This window comes from Corynebacterium sp. KPL1986 (genome assembly GCF_000477975.1).
GTDB lineage: Bacteria > Actinomycetota > Actinomycetes > Mycobacteriales > Mycobacteriaceae > Corynebacterium > Corynebacterium accolens.
In genome coordinates, this window is the sequence record NZ_KI515719.1 from 2,030,860 (window position 1) to 2,045,398 (window position 14,539).

The 14,539-nt window shown below is 63.8% G+C and carries 12 protein-coding genes; 4 read left to right on the forward strand and 8 right to left on the reverse strand.

The annotated features are described in order from the left end of the window. Positions 1-66 precede the first annotated feature (66 nt). A complete protein-coding gene (locus HMPREF1287_RS09340) occupies positions 67-723 on the forward strand; it encodes a recombination mediator RecR (RefSeq protein ID WP_023016568.1) in 657 nt (218 codons plus the stop codon). Positions 724-766: 43 nt separating this feature from the next. Here the strand turns inward: HMPREF1287_RS09340 and HMPREF1287_RS09345 are convergent, their stop codons facing one another. From HMPREF1287_RS09345 to leuA, 6 genes are all read right to left on the reverse strand, one after another. Next, complete coding sequence (locus HMPREF1287_RS09345; protein WP_023016569.1) at positions 767-1,849, reverse strand: HNH endonuclease signature motif containing protein; 1,083 nt, start codon at positions 1,847-1,849, stop codon at positions 767-769. A 124-nt stretch (positions 1,850-1,973) separates the two neighbouring features. Beyond that, positions 1,974-2,747, reverse strand: coding sequence for a type 1 glutamine amidotransferase (locus HMPREF1287_RS09350; protein ID WP_023016570.1), 774 nt, complete (start codon positions 2,745-2,747; stop codon positions 1,974-1,976). Next, positions 2,740-4,017 carry a MurT ligase domain-containing protein gene (locus HMPREF1287_RS09355; RefSeq protein ID WP_005280819.1) on the reverse strand — a complete coding sequence of 426 codons (1,278 nt, stop codon included), beginning with the start codon at positions 4,015-4,017 and terminating at the stop codon, positions 2,740-2,742. The genes HMPREF1287_RS09350 and HMPREF1287_RS09355 overlap by 8 nt, the downstream gene beginning before the upstream one ends. 27 nt (positions 4,018-4,044) lie before the next feature. Beyond that, positions 4,045-5,145: an exonuclease domain-containing protein gene (locus tag HMPREF1287_RS09360; protein WP_369707508.1), complete on the reverse strand. Its 1,101-nt coding sequence runs from the start codon at positions 5,143-5,145 to the stop codon at positions 4,045-4,047. 423 nt (positions 5,146-5,568) lie between these two features. Continuing rightward, positions 5,569-6,351: a hypothetical protein gene (locus tag HMPREF1287_RS09365; protein WP_023016572.1), complete on the reverse strand. Its 783-nt coding sequence runs from the start codon at positions 6,349-6,351 to the stop codon at positions 5,569-5,571. Between the two features lie 34 nt (positions 6,352-6,385). After that, positions 6,386-8,203, reverse strand: a complete 1,818-nt coding sequence (gene leuA, locus HMPREF1287_RS09370) for a 2-isopropylmalate synthase (RefSeq protein ID WP_023016573.1) — start codon at positions 8,201-8,203, stop codon at positions 6,386-6,388. 234 nt (positions 8,204-8,437) lie between these two features. Between leuA and HMPREF1287_RS09375 the strand changes: the two genes are divergently transcribed. Beyond that, the gene (locus tag HMPREF1287_RS09375) at positions 8,438-9,529 is read left to right on the forward strand and encodes a hypothetical protein (protein ID WP_232218861.1); all 1,092 of its coding nucleotides are present in this window, start codon (positions 8,438-8,440) and stop codon (positions 9,527-9,529) included. On the opposite strand, the gene HMPREF1287_RS09380 is transcribed toward HMPREF1287_RS09375, so the two are convergent. Beyond that, positions 9,526-10,368, reverse strand: coding sequence for a DMT family transporter (locus tag HMPREF1287_RS09380; RefSeq protein ID WP_034653341.1), 843 nt, complete (start codon positions 10,366-10,368; stop codon positions 9,526-9,528). The genes HMPREF1287_RS09375 and HMPREF1287_RS09380 overlap by 4 nt on opposite strands. A gap of 240 nt (positions 10,369-10,608) precedes the next feature. Between HMPREF1287_RS09380 and HMPREF1287_RS09385 the strand changes: the two genes are divergently transcribed. Continuing rightward, positions 10,609-11,874: an aspartate kinase gene (locus tag HMPREF1287_RS09385; protein ID WP_023016575.1), complete on the forward strand. Its 1,266-nt coding sequence runs from the start codon at positions 10,609-10,611 to the stop codon at positions 11,872-11,874. A 25-nt stretch (positions 11,875-11,899) separates the two neighbouring features. Continuing rightward, positions 11,900-12,931, forward strand: a complete 1,032-nt coding sequence (locus HMPREF1287_RS09390; RefSeq protein ID WP_023016576.1) for an aspartate-semialdehyde dehydrogenase — start codon at positions 11,900-11,902, stop codon at positions 12,929-12,931. Between the two features lie 127 nt (positions 12,932-13,058). Here HMPREF1287_RS09390 and HMPREF1287_RS09395 read toward each other — a convergent pair whose 3' ends face one another. Then, positions 13,059-14,417: a membrane protein gene (locus HMPREF1287_RS09395; protein WP_034653345.1), complete on the reverse strand. Its 1,359-nt coding sequence runs from the start codon at positions 14,415-14,417 to the stop codon at positions 13,059-13,061. Between the last annotated feature and the right edge of the window lie 122 nt (positions 14,418-14,539).

Genomic DNA, 14,539 nt, shown 5'->3' on the forward strand with positions numbered 1-14,539 from the left:
GATATTCTAAAAAGGCCGTTGTCCCGATAGTGGGGCCGCGGCCTTGACGTAATTTTGGGAGTTGTGGTGTTTGAAGGACCTCTGCAGGACCTCATTGATGAGTTTTCGCGCCTGCCGGGCATCGGCCCGAAGTCGGCGCAGCGTATCGCGTTTCATGTGTTGCACATGGAACCGGAGGATATCGAGCGCCTGCAAAATGCCTTAGGCGGCGTGCGCGACGGCGTTACTTTCTGCCGCATCTGTTGCAATATTTCGCGCGAGGATGTGTGCCGGATTTGCATCAATTCGCAGCGCGACGCCTCGACCATTTGTGTTGTGGAGGAGCCGAAGGACATCCAGGTCATCGAGCGCACGGGTGAGTACGAGGGCCGCTACCACGTCCTCGGCGGTGCGCTGGACCCGCTGGCCAATGTTGGGCCGAAGGATTTGAATATTTCCACGCTCCTCCAGCGCTTGGGTGGGGTGCTGCCGGATAGGGAATTGGCGGATTCCACGCCAGAAGCCCCGCTTTACGACGATACCCCCACCATCCACGAGGTCATCCTCGCCACCGATCCAAATACGGAGGGCGAGGCCACCGCGGCATACCTGGTGCGGTTATTGCGGGACTTCCCCGATTTAAAGATCACCAGATTGGCCTCCGGCATGCCGCTCGGAGGCGATTTGGAGTTCGTGGACGAGCTCACTTTGTCCCGTGCGCTTTCGGGGCGCTTGACCATTTAGGAGTCCGCAGCACCGACCGCGGTGCCGCTCTGTTTCTTGGGGTTTAGGGTACTGCGGTGGTTGGCCCGCGTGGCGCCCGGCCGGTGAAGACTGGGGGAGGCGCATTCGGCTCAGGCGGCGAAGCCGAATGTGACGGTGCAGCGGAACCCGGCGGGTGGGCTGGGCGGTCCGCGTGGCGGGGATGCGGCGGCAGCCAGGCGATGCGCCCGTTGATACGCGCCATCCGCCCGCGCCCCGGAAGGCCATTGATGGAATTGTGGTACGGGCACAAAAGGCACATATTCGCCGGGTGGGTGTGGCCGCCGCGGGCGTATTCGAAGATGTGGTGGGCTTGGCATTCGGCGGCGGGGCGCCTGCAAGAGGGCCAGGCGCAGCGCGCGCCTTCGGCCTCGAGCATGCGGCGCTGCTTGGCGGAGGCGTGGCGGGCGCGGTAGAGGTTGACGGGGCCTTCCTCGGGGTGGATGAGGGTGAAAAGCCCGGCGCCGGCGAGCGTGCGGCGGATAAGGTCGGCGCCGGTGATGGTGGCGCCGTTGGTCATGGCGAGGCGGACTTCGGAGCCCTCGCCGCGCAGGATCTTCAGGTAATCCGGCAGCTCGATGATGACATTGGTGGTCACGCTGGCCGGCGCGACGGCGCGGGAACCGGTGAGCCAAGCGAGGGGATTATCCTTCGCAGCGGCCCAAATATCGGCCATTTCGGCGGCGGGACCGGTAAAGCTCAGCGTGGTTTTCTCGCCGTGCAGGATGCGGCGCCCGCCGTCTTCGCGCTCGGGTGGCGGGGCGATGTCGCGCAGCAGGCGGGTGGCGGCGCGGGACACTTCGGCGGTGGTCCCGGCGGTGGCGCACAGCGTTTCGCGGAAGCGCCAGCGCTCGGTGGGATTCTTCACCCGCCGGGAGCGGCGCGCGATGAGCGCGAGCGTGGCCAGGCTGTGCTCGTTGCGGCGCGCGGCGGCTAGGGCGCGGCGTTGATAGCGCGAGTGGCTGGTGGGAGCGAGGAAAGCCTCGGCGGTGCGACGCAGCTCGCGCGCTTGGTCCGCAGGCAGGGGCAGGTCAGCGGCGGCGTAGGCCTCTTCAATCAGGTCTACGCCGCGCTTGGCGATGTCCCCCAGCTGCTCCAATAACGTCATGCCCCGCAGCCTAGGGTTGGGGACTGGGAGCTACAAGGCGGCCGAGCCCGGCCTGTGGATAACTTGGCTCAAATCGGCCCTTTTGGGTCGTGAGGGCCGAGAATTGGCGAAGTTATCCACAGGTTTAGCGCTGGGAGCGCGGCGGCTCGGCGGCGTTGAAGCGCTCGGTGCGCAGGCGGTCGACCGCGGGGATGTCCAGCGGATCGAGATCCGCGAGCGAGACGCCCATAGCCTGGGCGAGAAGCAGATCGGCGAGCTGCGGGTTGCGGGCCAAGGCGGGGCCGTGCATATAGGTGGCGATGACGCTGCCCTGCACGGCGCCTTCGTAGGTGCGCTGGGTGGAGCCATCGGCAAGATCTTCGGTGGCGGCCCGGTCGGCGTTGCCGTTACCGCGGGTGAGGGTTCCCAGCGGTTGGGCGGACGGGCCGAGGATGGTCGCGCCCAAGTGATTTTCGAAGCCGGTGAGCGGCTCGGTGAGATCTGCGGTCACGCCGGCGCCGGTAGGGGCGGAAGAAACCTCGCCGATGGCGCGGTCTTGCATGCCGGCGGTGGTGGCATCGATAAGCCCGACGCCGTCGATAATGCGTCCGGAGGCGCGGAAGGACTCGCCCAGGACCTGCAAGCCGGCGCAAATGGCCAAGATGGGGCGGCCGGACGTGGCGGCGCGGGTCAGGCCGCCATCGGCAATGAGGTGTTCTGCGGCTAGAATCTGCGCGGTGTCTTCGCCGCCGCCGATGGTATAAATATCCAGCGTCTCGGGCACGGGTTCGCCCAGCCGGATGGGGTGAATCTCGGCGTCGAGGCCGCGCATGCGGGCGCGTTGGCGCAGCACGAGGGTGTTGCCGTCATCGCCGTAGGTGCCGAGGACATCGGGAAGCACTAGGCCGATATTAAGCATTATTAGCCTCCTTGGACAGGGCCTTTTTCAGATCGCGGAAGGCGGTGTAATTGGCAAGGACCTCGATGCGGCCCTCGGGGCAGGCGGCGAGCGCATCCATGGGGTCCGGGATGAGCTCGTGGGTGATATCCGCGTAGACGAGGCGGACGGCAAGGTCGGTGCCGCGCTCACCGGCGGCCTTGACGCTGAGCCCGTTAAAGCCCTCGAATTTCACGTCCCAGAGCCAGGACATGTCGATGCCATCGGCAACCTGCCCGTTGGTGGCGATGACCAGCCCATCGGCGCTGCGGTCCACCATGGACAGGGCCTCTTGCCAGCCGGCGGGGTTCTTGGCCAGCAGCAGGCGAATCTCGCGGCCCTTCCAGTGGATGGTGGAATACCGGCCGGCGACGTCATCGATGCTTTCGGCCGCGGCAATAGCGCGATCCAAGTCCACGCCAAAGCCCTCGACGGCCGCAGCGATGGCTTGCGCGGCGTTACCGCGATTGGCGCGGCCCGGCAGCGCCAGGTTCAGCGGGCGCTTTGCGGTGGGGGTAATGACGCCATGCTTGTCGATGCCCCATGTCGGCTGCGGGCGGCGGAACTCGCGGCCATCGGCAAGCGGCTTTACTGCGTACCAGTCATCCTCGGTGCGCACGACGTGGCCGCCGGTGCGCGGGCAGGTGACGGAATCGCCGAGCCAGCCGGCGCCGGCGGAGACCCAAATGACGTTCTTGGCATCATAGGCCACCGAGGTCATGAGCACGTCATCGCAATTGGCTATGACCAGCATGTCCGGGTGGGCCTCCACGGCGCCGCGGAGGGCGCGTTCGATCTTGTTGATCTCGCCGACACGGTCGAGCTGATCGCGGGTGAGGTTGAGCAGGACGAGCGCCTGCGGGTTGAGGTTATCGGCAACGTGCGGCACGTGCAGCTCGTCGACCTCGAGGACGAGGTGCGAGGCGTCCTTGCCCGCCATGAGCGCGGAGATGATGCCGGCGTCCATGTTATCGCCGCCGTCGTTGGTGGCGACCTGGTGCTCGGCGCGGACCGCGGCGGCGAGCATGCGGGTGGTGGTGGACTTGCCGTTGGTGCCGGTGACCAGCACGGCCGGGCGCCCGCCGCCCAGGTTGGTCATGATGGAGGGATCAATGGCATTGGCGATAAGGCCGCCGATCATTCCGCCGGCGCCCCGGCCGGTGGCGCGGGAAGCGGTGGTGGCCAGCTTCGCGGCGGATGTCGCGGCGGTGGTGCGCAACTTCTTCAAGGCACCCGGGACTGAAAAACTCATGCCCCCTAGGGTAGTCGGGGAAGCGGCCTAGGCGTTGTTCTTGGGCGCCGAGCCGCCAGAATTTCGCCGCCCCCGGCCGCGCCCGCCGCGCCTGCGCCGCCGCTTCTGGCTCTTGCTCTGGTTATTTCCACCGCTTTTTTGCGGGGGCTGGCGCCGCGCAGTGGTGGGGTCTTCGATGCGGGTGAGGGCATCGAGAAACGCGGCATCAGACATCAGCGGGATGCCCTTGCGCTGGGCGTGCATGGCCTTGCCCACGAGATCCGTGGTGACGTTGCACACGACAAGCGATGCCTCGCGGGTGAGCTTTTCCGAATAGTTCAGCTCCTCGCGCATGAGGGCGGAAATAATCGTATCCGGGTCCTCCAGGATTTCGGGGGCCACGACGATTTCCATGCCGCGGCGCAGTTCCTTGCCGGGCTCGTATTTGCCGGGGTTGTGGTGCTGCACGGGGGCCTCGGCGGCATCAACGCGCACGTGCGAGCGCTGCAGGCCAAAGCGGTCGGCGCGGACATCGTCTGGGGCATAGCTGCGCACCGGGCCGCGTTGTTGGTGCTGGTAGAGCTGGATGAGCAGCTCCGTCTCCTCGCGCGAGGTCTCCTGCTCCGGGCGGCGGGCGCGTTCCACCGTTGCCTTCGGATCGGCAGCCAGGCCATTCTGCTTAGCGACGCCCCTCAGCCGCACATCATTCGACCGCACGCCCTGCGCATACGAGGTGGCCAAGGTATCGATGATGCGCACCGGGGCGGGCATGTGGCCGACCTTTTGGCGGCGCCGCTTGCCCTTATTGCGACCGCGATTGCGCGCGCGGTTTTGGCGGGCGGCGGTCATCATGGCGCGGCGGGCCTCGGCGACGATAAAGCCCCAGGTATAGGGGATATCGTGGACGACGAGGGTGCGGCCATCGATAAGCTTATCCAGCGATTTAAGGATCCTGCTGAAGGCAGGTGCTTGCTCGATATCCGCGACGGTGAGCCCGTGGAGGTGGTGCGGGCCGGCGTCGATATCCGGCTTGAGCACGGCGTGGAAGCGCTGGCCAATATCGCCGGCATTATCGAAGGCCACCGCATCGATGGTGACGATGCGGCCGGTCGAGGGGTGGATGCCCGTGGTCTGCAGTGTGAGGGCCACGTAGGGGTGCTTGGTGACGGTCTCGGCTTTTTCCGGCTGCTTTTGCGGCGCGCTGTCCGCGCTGGATGCGGAGGCCTCGGATGCTGTGGGGCTTGGAGCGTCCGAAGCGGCTGTGTCGGCCGGGGTTTTCGGCTTCGCCGGCCCGCCGGAGGGGCGGACGGCGCGGCGCGGCCGAGACCGGCGCGGGCCCGGCTGCGCGGGGTCGGCGTCAGGATTGGCGGAGTCGGCTGCGGAGTGAGGGGACGCCTGGGCGTGGGTCCTAGCCGCATGCTGGGACGCCATAGTCGCCGGCGAGGGAGCCTGCGGCGACCGTGGGGAGGGGCCAGGTGTGTTATTCATCAACCTAAGTCTAGTATCCCGGAATTCCTGTGGCGGGACAGGGCGCGCCGGGCCTTTTCGTTGCCTAATCCGGTTTAGTGGACACTAAACCGCGACGATGAATACGGTCACCAGCGCCACGACGGCGACTAGGGCTATGGCCGTGACCCACCACCCGGTGTGGCGCGTGGGCTCCGGGGTGGCGGTGACGGCGCGAAAGCTGCTGGTTTCGAAGGTCTCGGTCGCCGCCTGCGTGGTGGGGGTGGCAACTGCCACGGAGTCCTCGTTGGAGGTGGGCAGCGGGTCGCCGGCGTAGATGCTCAGCACACGATCGTTGCCGCGCGGGGCGTGGTAGGCGTGGGCGAGGATGGGGGCATCGGCAAGCGGGGGCAGCGAGGGACCCGGGGACAGTGTGGTGAGGAATTTAGGGCCGAAGAAGACGTCGACGGCGTCGGTAGAAGGCACCAGGTTGACCAGCACATGCATTCGGGCCTGGGCGGGGATATCGAGGTCCGCGGGGAGATCGGTGATATCGATGGGCGGGGCGTAACCCAGCATCGTATAGGGGCCGCCGGGCGGATTATTCGCCGGCAGGCAGAGTCCGGGGCGGGGAAGCAGGAGGGTGACGTGGCCATCGGCATGCGGCTGGGCCGTGGCGGCCGGGGTGAGACCGGCGCGAAAAAGCAGGTCGATCTCGGGGTATTCCGCGCGGTCCGCGGCGCTAATGGTGCCTATCTGTTCTTGGGTTTCCACGCTTAAACCACCCTCCTGGCTGGGAGCCAGAGTGACGGTGAATTCCTCCGTGCCCTTCACCGATGCACCGTGAATGGGCAAGGCCTGCACCGCGCCGAGGCCGCGGTGGGGGATGAGGTAGGTAGAAGAAGGCATAGTCGATCTTCTACCATGCCCGGCCGCGCCCGCGTTAGGCCAACGCGCGGTTTACTGCGGAGGTAATCGCGTTGATGGAGGCGCGGGTCGTGGAAGCGGCGATGCCCGCGCCCCAGACCTTGTTCTGGTTGACGTCGGCGGCAATGTAGCAGGCGGCCTCGGCATCATCGCCGGCCGAGCGCGATTGCTGGGAGTAATCGATGACATCGAAATCGATGCCCAAGGACTCCAGCGCATTGGCGTAGGCGGCGATGGGACCATTGCCGGTGCCGGTGACCTCGGATTCCTTGCCGTTGTAGGTCACGGTGGCGGTGACGGTGGCATCGGTATCTTCGGCGGAAATATTGTCGATTTCGAACGATTCCAGCTGCAGCGGGGTGGTGCGGTCCAGGAATTCGGTGGCGAAGATGTCCCACATATTCTTGGAATTGACCTCGCCGCCTTCGGTATCGGTGATTTCCTGCACGACGGTGGAAAACTCCGCCTGCATGGCGCGCGGCATATTGATGCCGTGGTCGGTCTTCATGATGTAGGCGACGCCACCCTTGCCGGACTGGGAGTTGACGCGGATAACGGCCTGGTAATCGCGGCCCACGTCCTTCGGGTCGATGGGCAGGTAGGGAACCTCCCAGATGGCATCGCGCAGCTCTTCCCAGCTGACGTCGGTGGAATTGGCCTCCGGGCGCACCGTTGCGGCCAGCGCGTCCAGGCCCTTATTGATGGCATCCTGGTGCGAGCCAGAGAACGCGGTAAAGACCAGTTCACCGCCGTAGGGGTGGCGCTCGGGAACGCGCAGCTGGTTGCAATACTCCACGGTCTCGCGGATCTTGGGCAGATCGGTGAAGTCGATCTGGGGGTCAACGCCCTGGGTGAGCATGTTCAGGCCCAAGGTCACCAGGTCCACGTTGCCGGTGCGCTCGCCATTGCCAAACAGGCAACCCTCGATGCGGTCGGCGCCGGCCATATAGCCTAGCTCGGCGGCGGCAACGCCCTCGCCGCGGTCATTGTGGGGGTGCAGCGAAATCAAGATGGAATCGCGCCGGGCCAGGTTGCGGTCCATCCACTCGATGGAATCGGCGTAGACATTCGGCGAAATCATCTCCACCGTGGACGGCAGATTGATGATCATCGGGTTCTCGGGGCTCGGATCCATGATGTCGACCACGTCATCGCAGACCTCGCGGGCGAAATCCAGCTCGGTGCCGGTAAAGGACTCAGGGGAGTACTCCCAGCGCCAGTTGGTATCGGGGTAGTCGGCGGCGATGGATTTGATGAGCTCGGCGGCATCGGTAGCCAGCTTCTTGATGGCCGGCTTGTCCTTGCGGAAGACCACGCGGCGCTGCAGCTTCGAGGTGGAGTTATAAAAGTGCACGATGACGTTCTTGGCGCCGGCGCAGGCCTCGAAAGTGCGGCGGATCAGGTGCTCGCGGGCCTGGACGAGGACCTGGATCGTGACGTCCTCTGGAATCTTATCGCCCTCGATGATTTCGCGGACGAAGTTGAAGTCCGTCTGGGAGGCGGACGGGAAGCCCACCTCAATTTCCTTGTAGCCCATCTGCACCAGCAGGTCGAACATGCGGTGCTTGCGCTCGGGGCTCATGGGATCGATCAGCGCTTGGTTGCCATCGCGCAGGTCCACGGCGCACCACTGCGGGGCGTGGGTGATCTTCTTGCTCGGCCAGGTGCGGTCCGGCAGGTCGATGTCCTCGACCTCTACGGCGAAGGGCTGGTAGCGCTCGAACGGCATGGAGGAGCCGCGCTGCTTATTCCAGGCGGGTTGTCCCTCGCGGGGAGGGCCTGCAGGGGTGGTGATTTCGCGGGGTGCGCTGATGAAGGAATCGTTGGGAGACATGGGGTGCGGTGTCCTTAATGTGTTTGGTGTCGGGAAGTGCGACGGCCAGCTGGGCTAAGGATTGCCAGACTCCGCGACGGGGCGCTGGCCGTAGGTTTAGGCCGAAATCCCGCCGCGGCAGATAAGGAGTAGGTCGTTCCGCAATGTCATACCGGTCACACTACAGAGAATCTCACTGCGTGGCAACATATTTCATTCAGCGGGACGCGCGGGCCCGTGGCGTACCATGCTGGTGTGCCTACCGCTCCTACCACCCGCCGCCCCACGGTGACGTCCACGCTGCGCTGCTGGTTTTATGCTGCGCTCGTGGCGGTTGTAGGCACGGCGATTCGCCTCAGCGTGCTCGCGGCGATGGCCGCGGCGCAGGGCGATTCCCTGTGGGGGCTGCTGAATAAATGGGACGCCAACTACTACGTGGGCATCGCCCGGGCGGGTTATGCCCCGGCGGATGAAACGACCCTCGCATTCTTTCCTGGCTTTCCGCTGGTGGTGCGCGCAGTCAGCAACCTGCTGGGTACGGATATTGCGGGCACGGCGATGGTCCTCAACCTCTTTTTCACCATCGCCTTAGCGGCGGGCGTTATGGCGCTGGCCCGGCAGATGGGGCTGGGCACGCGCGGCCAGGTGCTCGGCGCGGCGGTGGTTACCAGCGCGCCCATGAGCATCGTTTTTGCCATGCCATATACGGAGGCGCTCTTCGGCGCGCTCGCGATCTGGGCAGTGGTGATGCTGCACGATCAGCGCTGGATTGCGGCCGGGGCGCTGATTTTTCTTGCCTCTTTCGTCCGCCTTACCGCGGTAAATCTCATCGTGGTTTTCGCGCTTATGGTGCTCTTTAAGGCGTGGCGCACCTGGTGGGCTTGGCTGAGCGTGGCGGTATCGGCGTTGCCCCTAGCCGGCTATATCTTGTGGGTCAATCGCCATTTATCCGGCGCCGGCGGCTACTTTGGCCTGCAGGAAAAGCACTGGAATTCCGGTTTCGACGGCGGCCGGGCGACGGTGTCCTGGGTGGCGGAGACGCTGTCTAGCGCCACGAATGGCGGGTATCTCCTCAGTGCCGCGGTGATCATCGCCGCCCCCATTTGCCTGCTGCTGGCCTGGGGGCGCCTGCCGCTTCCTGCCTGGCTGTTTGCCGCGGTGCTGATGGCTAATGTGCTGCTTTCCGATGGCATCATGCACTCCCGTCCCCGCCTCTTACTGCCCGCAGCGGTGGTTTTGGTGCCGTGGGTGGGCAAGAAGGGGGCATCGGCAAGCGTGGGTGCCTGGGTGCTCTTCGGCGCCTGGTTTTCGGCCTATATGCTGGCCGTATTCGAGTGGGCCATCTAGCTGCGCTGGCTGACCGGGTTGCGCGACAAAATGATGGTCGCGGCGATCATGACGCCGAGCGCGGCCATCATGACGAGCCAGCCGGCGGTGGAATCGATGAGGAATTTCTCGCCCAAGACCATATAGCCCAAGCCGAAGGCGACGATGGGCTCGAAGATGGTCATGGCCGGCAGCGACTGCGCCAGCGGGCCGGCGTTAAAGGAGTATTGCTGCACGACGGTGCCGGTCAGGGCGAGGCCGATGAGGCCGTAGAACTGCCAGCTGCCCACCAAGACGCTCAAGCCCTCGTGGGTGAAGATGTCCACCACGGCCTTAGAGAGCAGCGCGACGAAGCCATAGATGACGCCGCAGGCAGTGCCCAGGGCAAGCGGGCGCTGCTCGCGGAATTTATGGCCGGCCACGCCCAACGCGACCAGGGTGGCCAGGCCCAATAGCAGCGCGGGCCACCACTGGCTCCACTCGGGCCGGGGATTGCCGGCAACGGGGCGGCCGTAGACCACCATCACGCCGACCGCCACCGTGAGCGCGATGGACCAGAAGGTCTCGTGCACGGGCATGGGGCGCTTGGCATACCAGGCCGAAAGCGGCAGGGTAAACATGAGCGAGAGCACCAAAATGGGCTGGACCACCAGCAAGGTACCAAAGCCCAGGGCGACGACCTGGAGGCCGTAGGCGAGTATGGCCGCGCCGGTGCCGACCCACCACAGTGGGTTGGTCATGGCGGAGCGCATGACTGAATCGTCTGCTTCAAGGGCGATGCGGTGGCGAACGACCGTGCCCCAAGCAACCGTAAGCGCGGAGGCGAGCGCGAAGAATACGGCCAGGAAGTTGCTTAACACCCGCTCAACGCTAGTAAAAAAGTGACGGAGATGCATTTTGCTTATCGATGCCGCCCCCGCCCCGCCGCCTCGCGCACGCACGGGGGTGGGTGTGAATAAAATAAAAGTATTGTTTCGGAATTATGATGAGGTGTAGCGCCTTGCGGGGTAGCATAGGAATTTGACTAGTGTCCGACAGGTATTTCTGTGGCGCGCCTGCGCCCAGGAGTGCCTTTTAAAACGAAAGGTGGCAACCACACCGTGGCCCTGATCGTTCAAAAATACGGCGGCTCCTCCCTCGAATCCGCAGATCGCATCCGCGCGGTAGCGGAGCGGATTGTGGCCACTAAAAAGCAGGGCAATGATGTCGTCGTGGTGTGCTCCGCAATGGGGGATACCACCGATGAGCTTCTCGACCTTGCAGCGCAAGTCAATCCCGTTCCCCCGCAGCGCGAAATGGATATGCTCCTTACCGCCGGCGAGCGCATCTCCAATGCGCTAGTGGCCATGGCGGTGGAGTCTCTGGGCGCGAAGGCCCAATCCTTTACCGGCTCCCAGGCGGGCGTGCTCACCACCGAGCGCCACGGCAATGCGCGCATCGTTGACGTCACCCCCGGCCGCCTGACCGAGGCCCTAGAGGATGGACAGATCTGCATCGTCGCCGGATTCCAGGGCGTGAATAAGGACTCGCGCGATGTGACCACGCTGGGCCGCGGCGGGTCCGATACCACCGCGGTCGCCCTGGCGGCGGCGCTCAAGGCGGATGTGTGCGAAATCTACTCCGATGTCGATGGCGTCTATACCGCCGATCCGCGCATCGTTCCGGATGCGCAAAAGCTAGAAAAGCTCTCTTTTGAAGAGATGCTGGAAATGGCCGCCGTAGGATCCAAGATTCTGGTCCTGCGCAGCGTGGAATACGCCCGCGCTTTCAATGTTCCGTTGCGAGTTCGCTCGTCTTATTCAAATGACCCCGGCACGTTGGTGACCGGCTCGATGGAGGATATCCCCGTGGAAGAAGCAGTACTTACTGGTGTAGCAACTGATAAATCCGAGGCGAAGGTAACCGTGCTGGGCATCCCAGATCGTCCGGGCGAGGCCGCGAAGCTTTTCCGCGTCATCGCCGATGCGGAGATCAATATCGACATGGTGCTGCAAAACGTCTCCTCCTTGGAGGATGGCACCACCGACATCACCTTCACCTGCCCGCGCGCCGATGGCCCCCGCGCGATGGAGCTATTGAGCAAGCTGCAGTCTGAGGGCGGCTGGTCCAATGTGCTTTACGATGACCAAGTGGGCAAGGTCTCCCTCGTCGGCGCCGGCATGAAGTCCCATCCCGGCGTGACGGCGGACTTTACCGAGGCCCTGCGCGATGTGGGAGTGAATATGGAGCTTATTTCCACCTCCGAAATCCGCATCTCCATGCTGACGCGCGAAGCGGACCTAGAGAAGGCGGCGCGCGCCCTGCACGATAAATTCCAGCTCGGCGGCGAGGAAGAAGCCACCGTCTATGCTGGAACCGGACGCTAAACCAGAACAAATAAAGAGGAAGACAATGACTACCGTTGCAGTCGTCGGCGCCACCGGCCAGGTCGGCCGCGTGATGCGCTCCATTTTGGAAGAACGCAATTTCCCGGCGGATAAGGTGCGCTTTTTCGCCTCTGCCCGCTCCGCCGGAACCGAGCTGGAATTTCGTGGCGAGCAGATCGAAGTGGAGGACTTGGCCGAGGTCACCGAAGAATCCGTGGCCGATGTCGATATCGCGGTATTTTCCGCGGGCGGGTCCACCTCTGAGAAGTGGGCCCCGGTCTTCGCTGCCGCGGGCGCTACCGTGGTGGATAATTCTTCGGCCTACCGCAAGGACCCGGAGGTCCCGCTCGTGGTATCGGAGGTAAACCCTGAGGAGGCGAAGAACACGCCGAAGGGCATCATCGCCAACCCGAACTGCACCACCATGGCCGCCATGCCGGTGCTGAAGGTCCTGCACGATGCCGCCGGCCTCAATAAGCTGCACGTATCGTCCTACCAGGCGGTATCCGGCTCCGGCCTGGCGGGCGTGCAGACACTCGCCGCGCAGGTCTACAGCGTGGGTGATCACAACGTGAACCTGGTCCACGATGGTTCCGGCCTCGATGATGAGGACCTGGGGCCCTTCGTTGCGCCCATCGCCTATAACGCGCTGCCCTTTGCCGGCAACCTCGTCGATGACGGCAGCAATGAGACCAACGAAGAGCAGAAGCTGCGCAATGAATCCCGCAAGATTCTCGGCCTGCCGGACCTCAAGGTCGCCGGCACCTGTGTGCGCATCCCCGTCTTTACCGGCCACACCCTGACCATCCACGCGGAGTTCGACAAGCCCATCACCCCGGAGCAAGCCACCGAGCTTCTGAGCGATGCCCCAGGCGTGACGCTTGCCGATGTCCCCACCCCCCTCGCTGCCGCCGGCAAGGACGATTCCTTGGTCGGGCGCATCCGCCAGGATCAGACGGTAGATGACAATAAAGGCCTCGTGCTCGTCGTCTCCGGCGATAACCTGCGCAAGGGCGCTGCGCTTAATACCATTCAGATCGCAGAACTGTTGGTATAGCCGCAAGGTACCACCGCGCCGGGCAGAGCTGCGAAGCCTTGCCCGGCGCTTTGCAATATGAAAAATCGGCTCCTCGCTTCCCACCGCGGGAAGGAGGAGCCGAATTGTATTTAGTGGCGCTTAAACCTTAGTCTTCGTCTTTCTTGCCAAAGTCCAAGTCGCTGTCGACGGAAGGTACTTCCGGCTTCGTGTGCTGGACGTAGGTGACGGAAGGTGCGGGCTCTGAACGGTCGTAGTCGAGTTCATCGTCCTCTTCGAGCTCCTCGTGGATATCCTCGGCGAGGTGATCGATAAATTCCTGCGTCCCCATATTGGATGCTGCGGCTAGCATGCGCAGCTCGCGCTCATTCTTCTTGGTAAAGCGCTCGCGAGGGTCGAGCTTGCGGGCGACGAGATCGTGGGCACGCATGCGGCGATCGGATTCATCGGCAAGCATGCCGCGGTTTTTAATGCGGTTATAAACCATCACGAAAATCATCAGTAGGCCGAGGTAACCCAGGATGGGGTAGACGTTGCTGACCAGGGACTGGAAGCCGATGAAGGACAGGATGAAGCCGATGATGCAGGATGCGGCGTATACGGGGTAGAAGCGCTGTGGGTTATTGCGGGTCAGGCGCTTGCCCAGCGCGTAGAACATACCGATGGCAGTGTTAAAGACCATGCCGTAGATGACGAAGGTCATCAAGATGCCAAGAACTGGGTGGATGCCCGTAATCAGCTTCAGGACCGGCATGTCCTCGCCGTTGACGTCCTTGGCCTCGAAGAAGAGGGCGAAGACGAGCAGGGCCAGCAGGATGAGGTAAAGGAAACCACCGATGAGGCCACCGATGCCCACGGCGCGGTTATCTAGGAAGTTACCGCCGATGACGATGGACATGGACACGGCCGTCATGACGTTCAGGCCGGTGTAGTTCAGGGCGGAGAGCCACCAGTTAGGCAGCGAGGTATTGACGTTATCGATGGCCCAGGTATTCAGGGATGCGAAGTCCACATCGGCCGTAAGGATGGTGTAGCCGGTGGCCAGTACCACGAAGACGATGATGAACGGGGTGATGGTACCGATGACGCGGGTAACGCGGTCCACATCCATAAGGCCCACCAGCAGCACGAGGATCAGCATGACGGTGCCGCCGACCCACACGGGGATGCTGGGGAATTGCTGGTTGATATTGGAGCCACCACCGGCGAACATGACGAAGCCGATGGAAAACAGCGTAATCAGCGTGGACCAGTCCAAGATCTTGGCGGTGACTGGTGAAGCGATCTTGTTGTAGACAGCGGTGTGTTCCACCGCCTGGAAATAGGAGCCCAGCTGCAGGATGGACACGCCGGTGACCATCATGAGGGCGGCGGCGAGGGCGATGCCCCACAGGCCCCATTCACCGAAAGCTACGAAGTACTGCATGGCTTCTTGGCCCGAGGCAAAGCCTGCGCCCACCACGACGCCAATAAACGCCATGGAAATTCCGATTGCGCGTTTAATCATGAGGGGAGAAACTCTCTTACTCACACTCGCCGGGCCCGGCTTTGGGAACGCGCGGGCCCGGATCGACGGTCGATTTATCACGTGTGTGTATCTAATAGAATCACATTTCACCCGTCACTTCA

Bases quoted from the DNA above. Each gene is read 5' to 3' on its own strand.
- HMPREF1287_RS09345 (WP_023016569.1), bottom strand. From the start codon at position 1,849: ATGACGTTATTGGAGCAGCTGGGGGACATCGCCAAGCGCGGCGTAGAC.
- HMPREF1287_RS09350 (WP_023016570.1), bottom strand. From the start codon at position 2,747: ATGCTTAATATCGGCCTAGTGCTTCCCGATGTCCTCGGCACCTACGGC.
- HMPREF1287_RS09355 (WP_005280819.1), bottom strand. From the start codon at position 4,017: ATGAGTTTTTCAGTCCCGGGTGCCTTGAAGAAGTTGCGCACCACCGCC.
- HMPREF1287_RS09365 (WP_023016572.1), bottom strand. From the start codon at position 6,351: ATGCCTTCTTCTACCTACCTCATCCCCCACCGCGGCCTCGGCGCGGTG.
- leuA (WP_023016573.1), bottom strand. From the start codon at position 8,203: ATGTCTCCCAACGATTCCTTCATCAGCGCACCCCGCGAAATCACCACC.
- HMPREF1287_RS09390 (WP_023016576.1), top strand. From the start codon at position 11,900: ATGACTACCGTTGCAGTCGTCGGCGCCACCGGCCAGGTCGGCCGCGTG.
- HMPREF1287_RS09395 (WP_034653345.1), bottom strand. From the start codon at position 14,417: ATGATTAAACGCGCAATCGGAATTTCCATGGCGTTTATTGGCGTCGTG.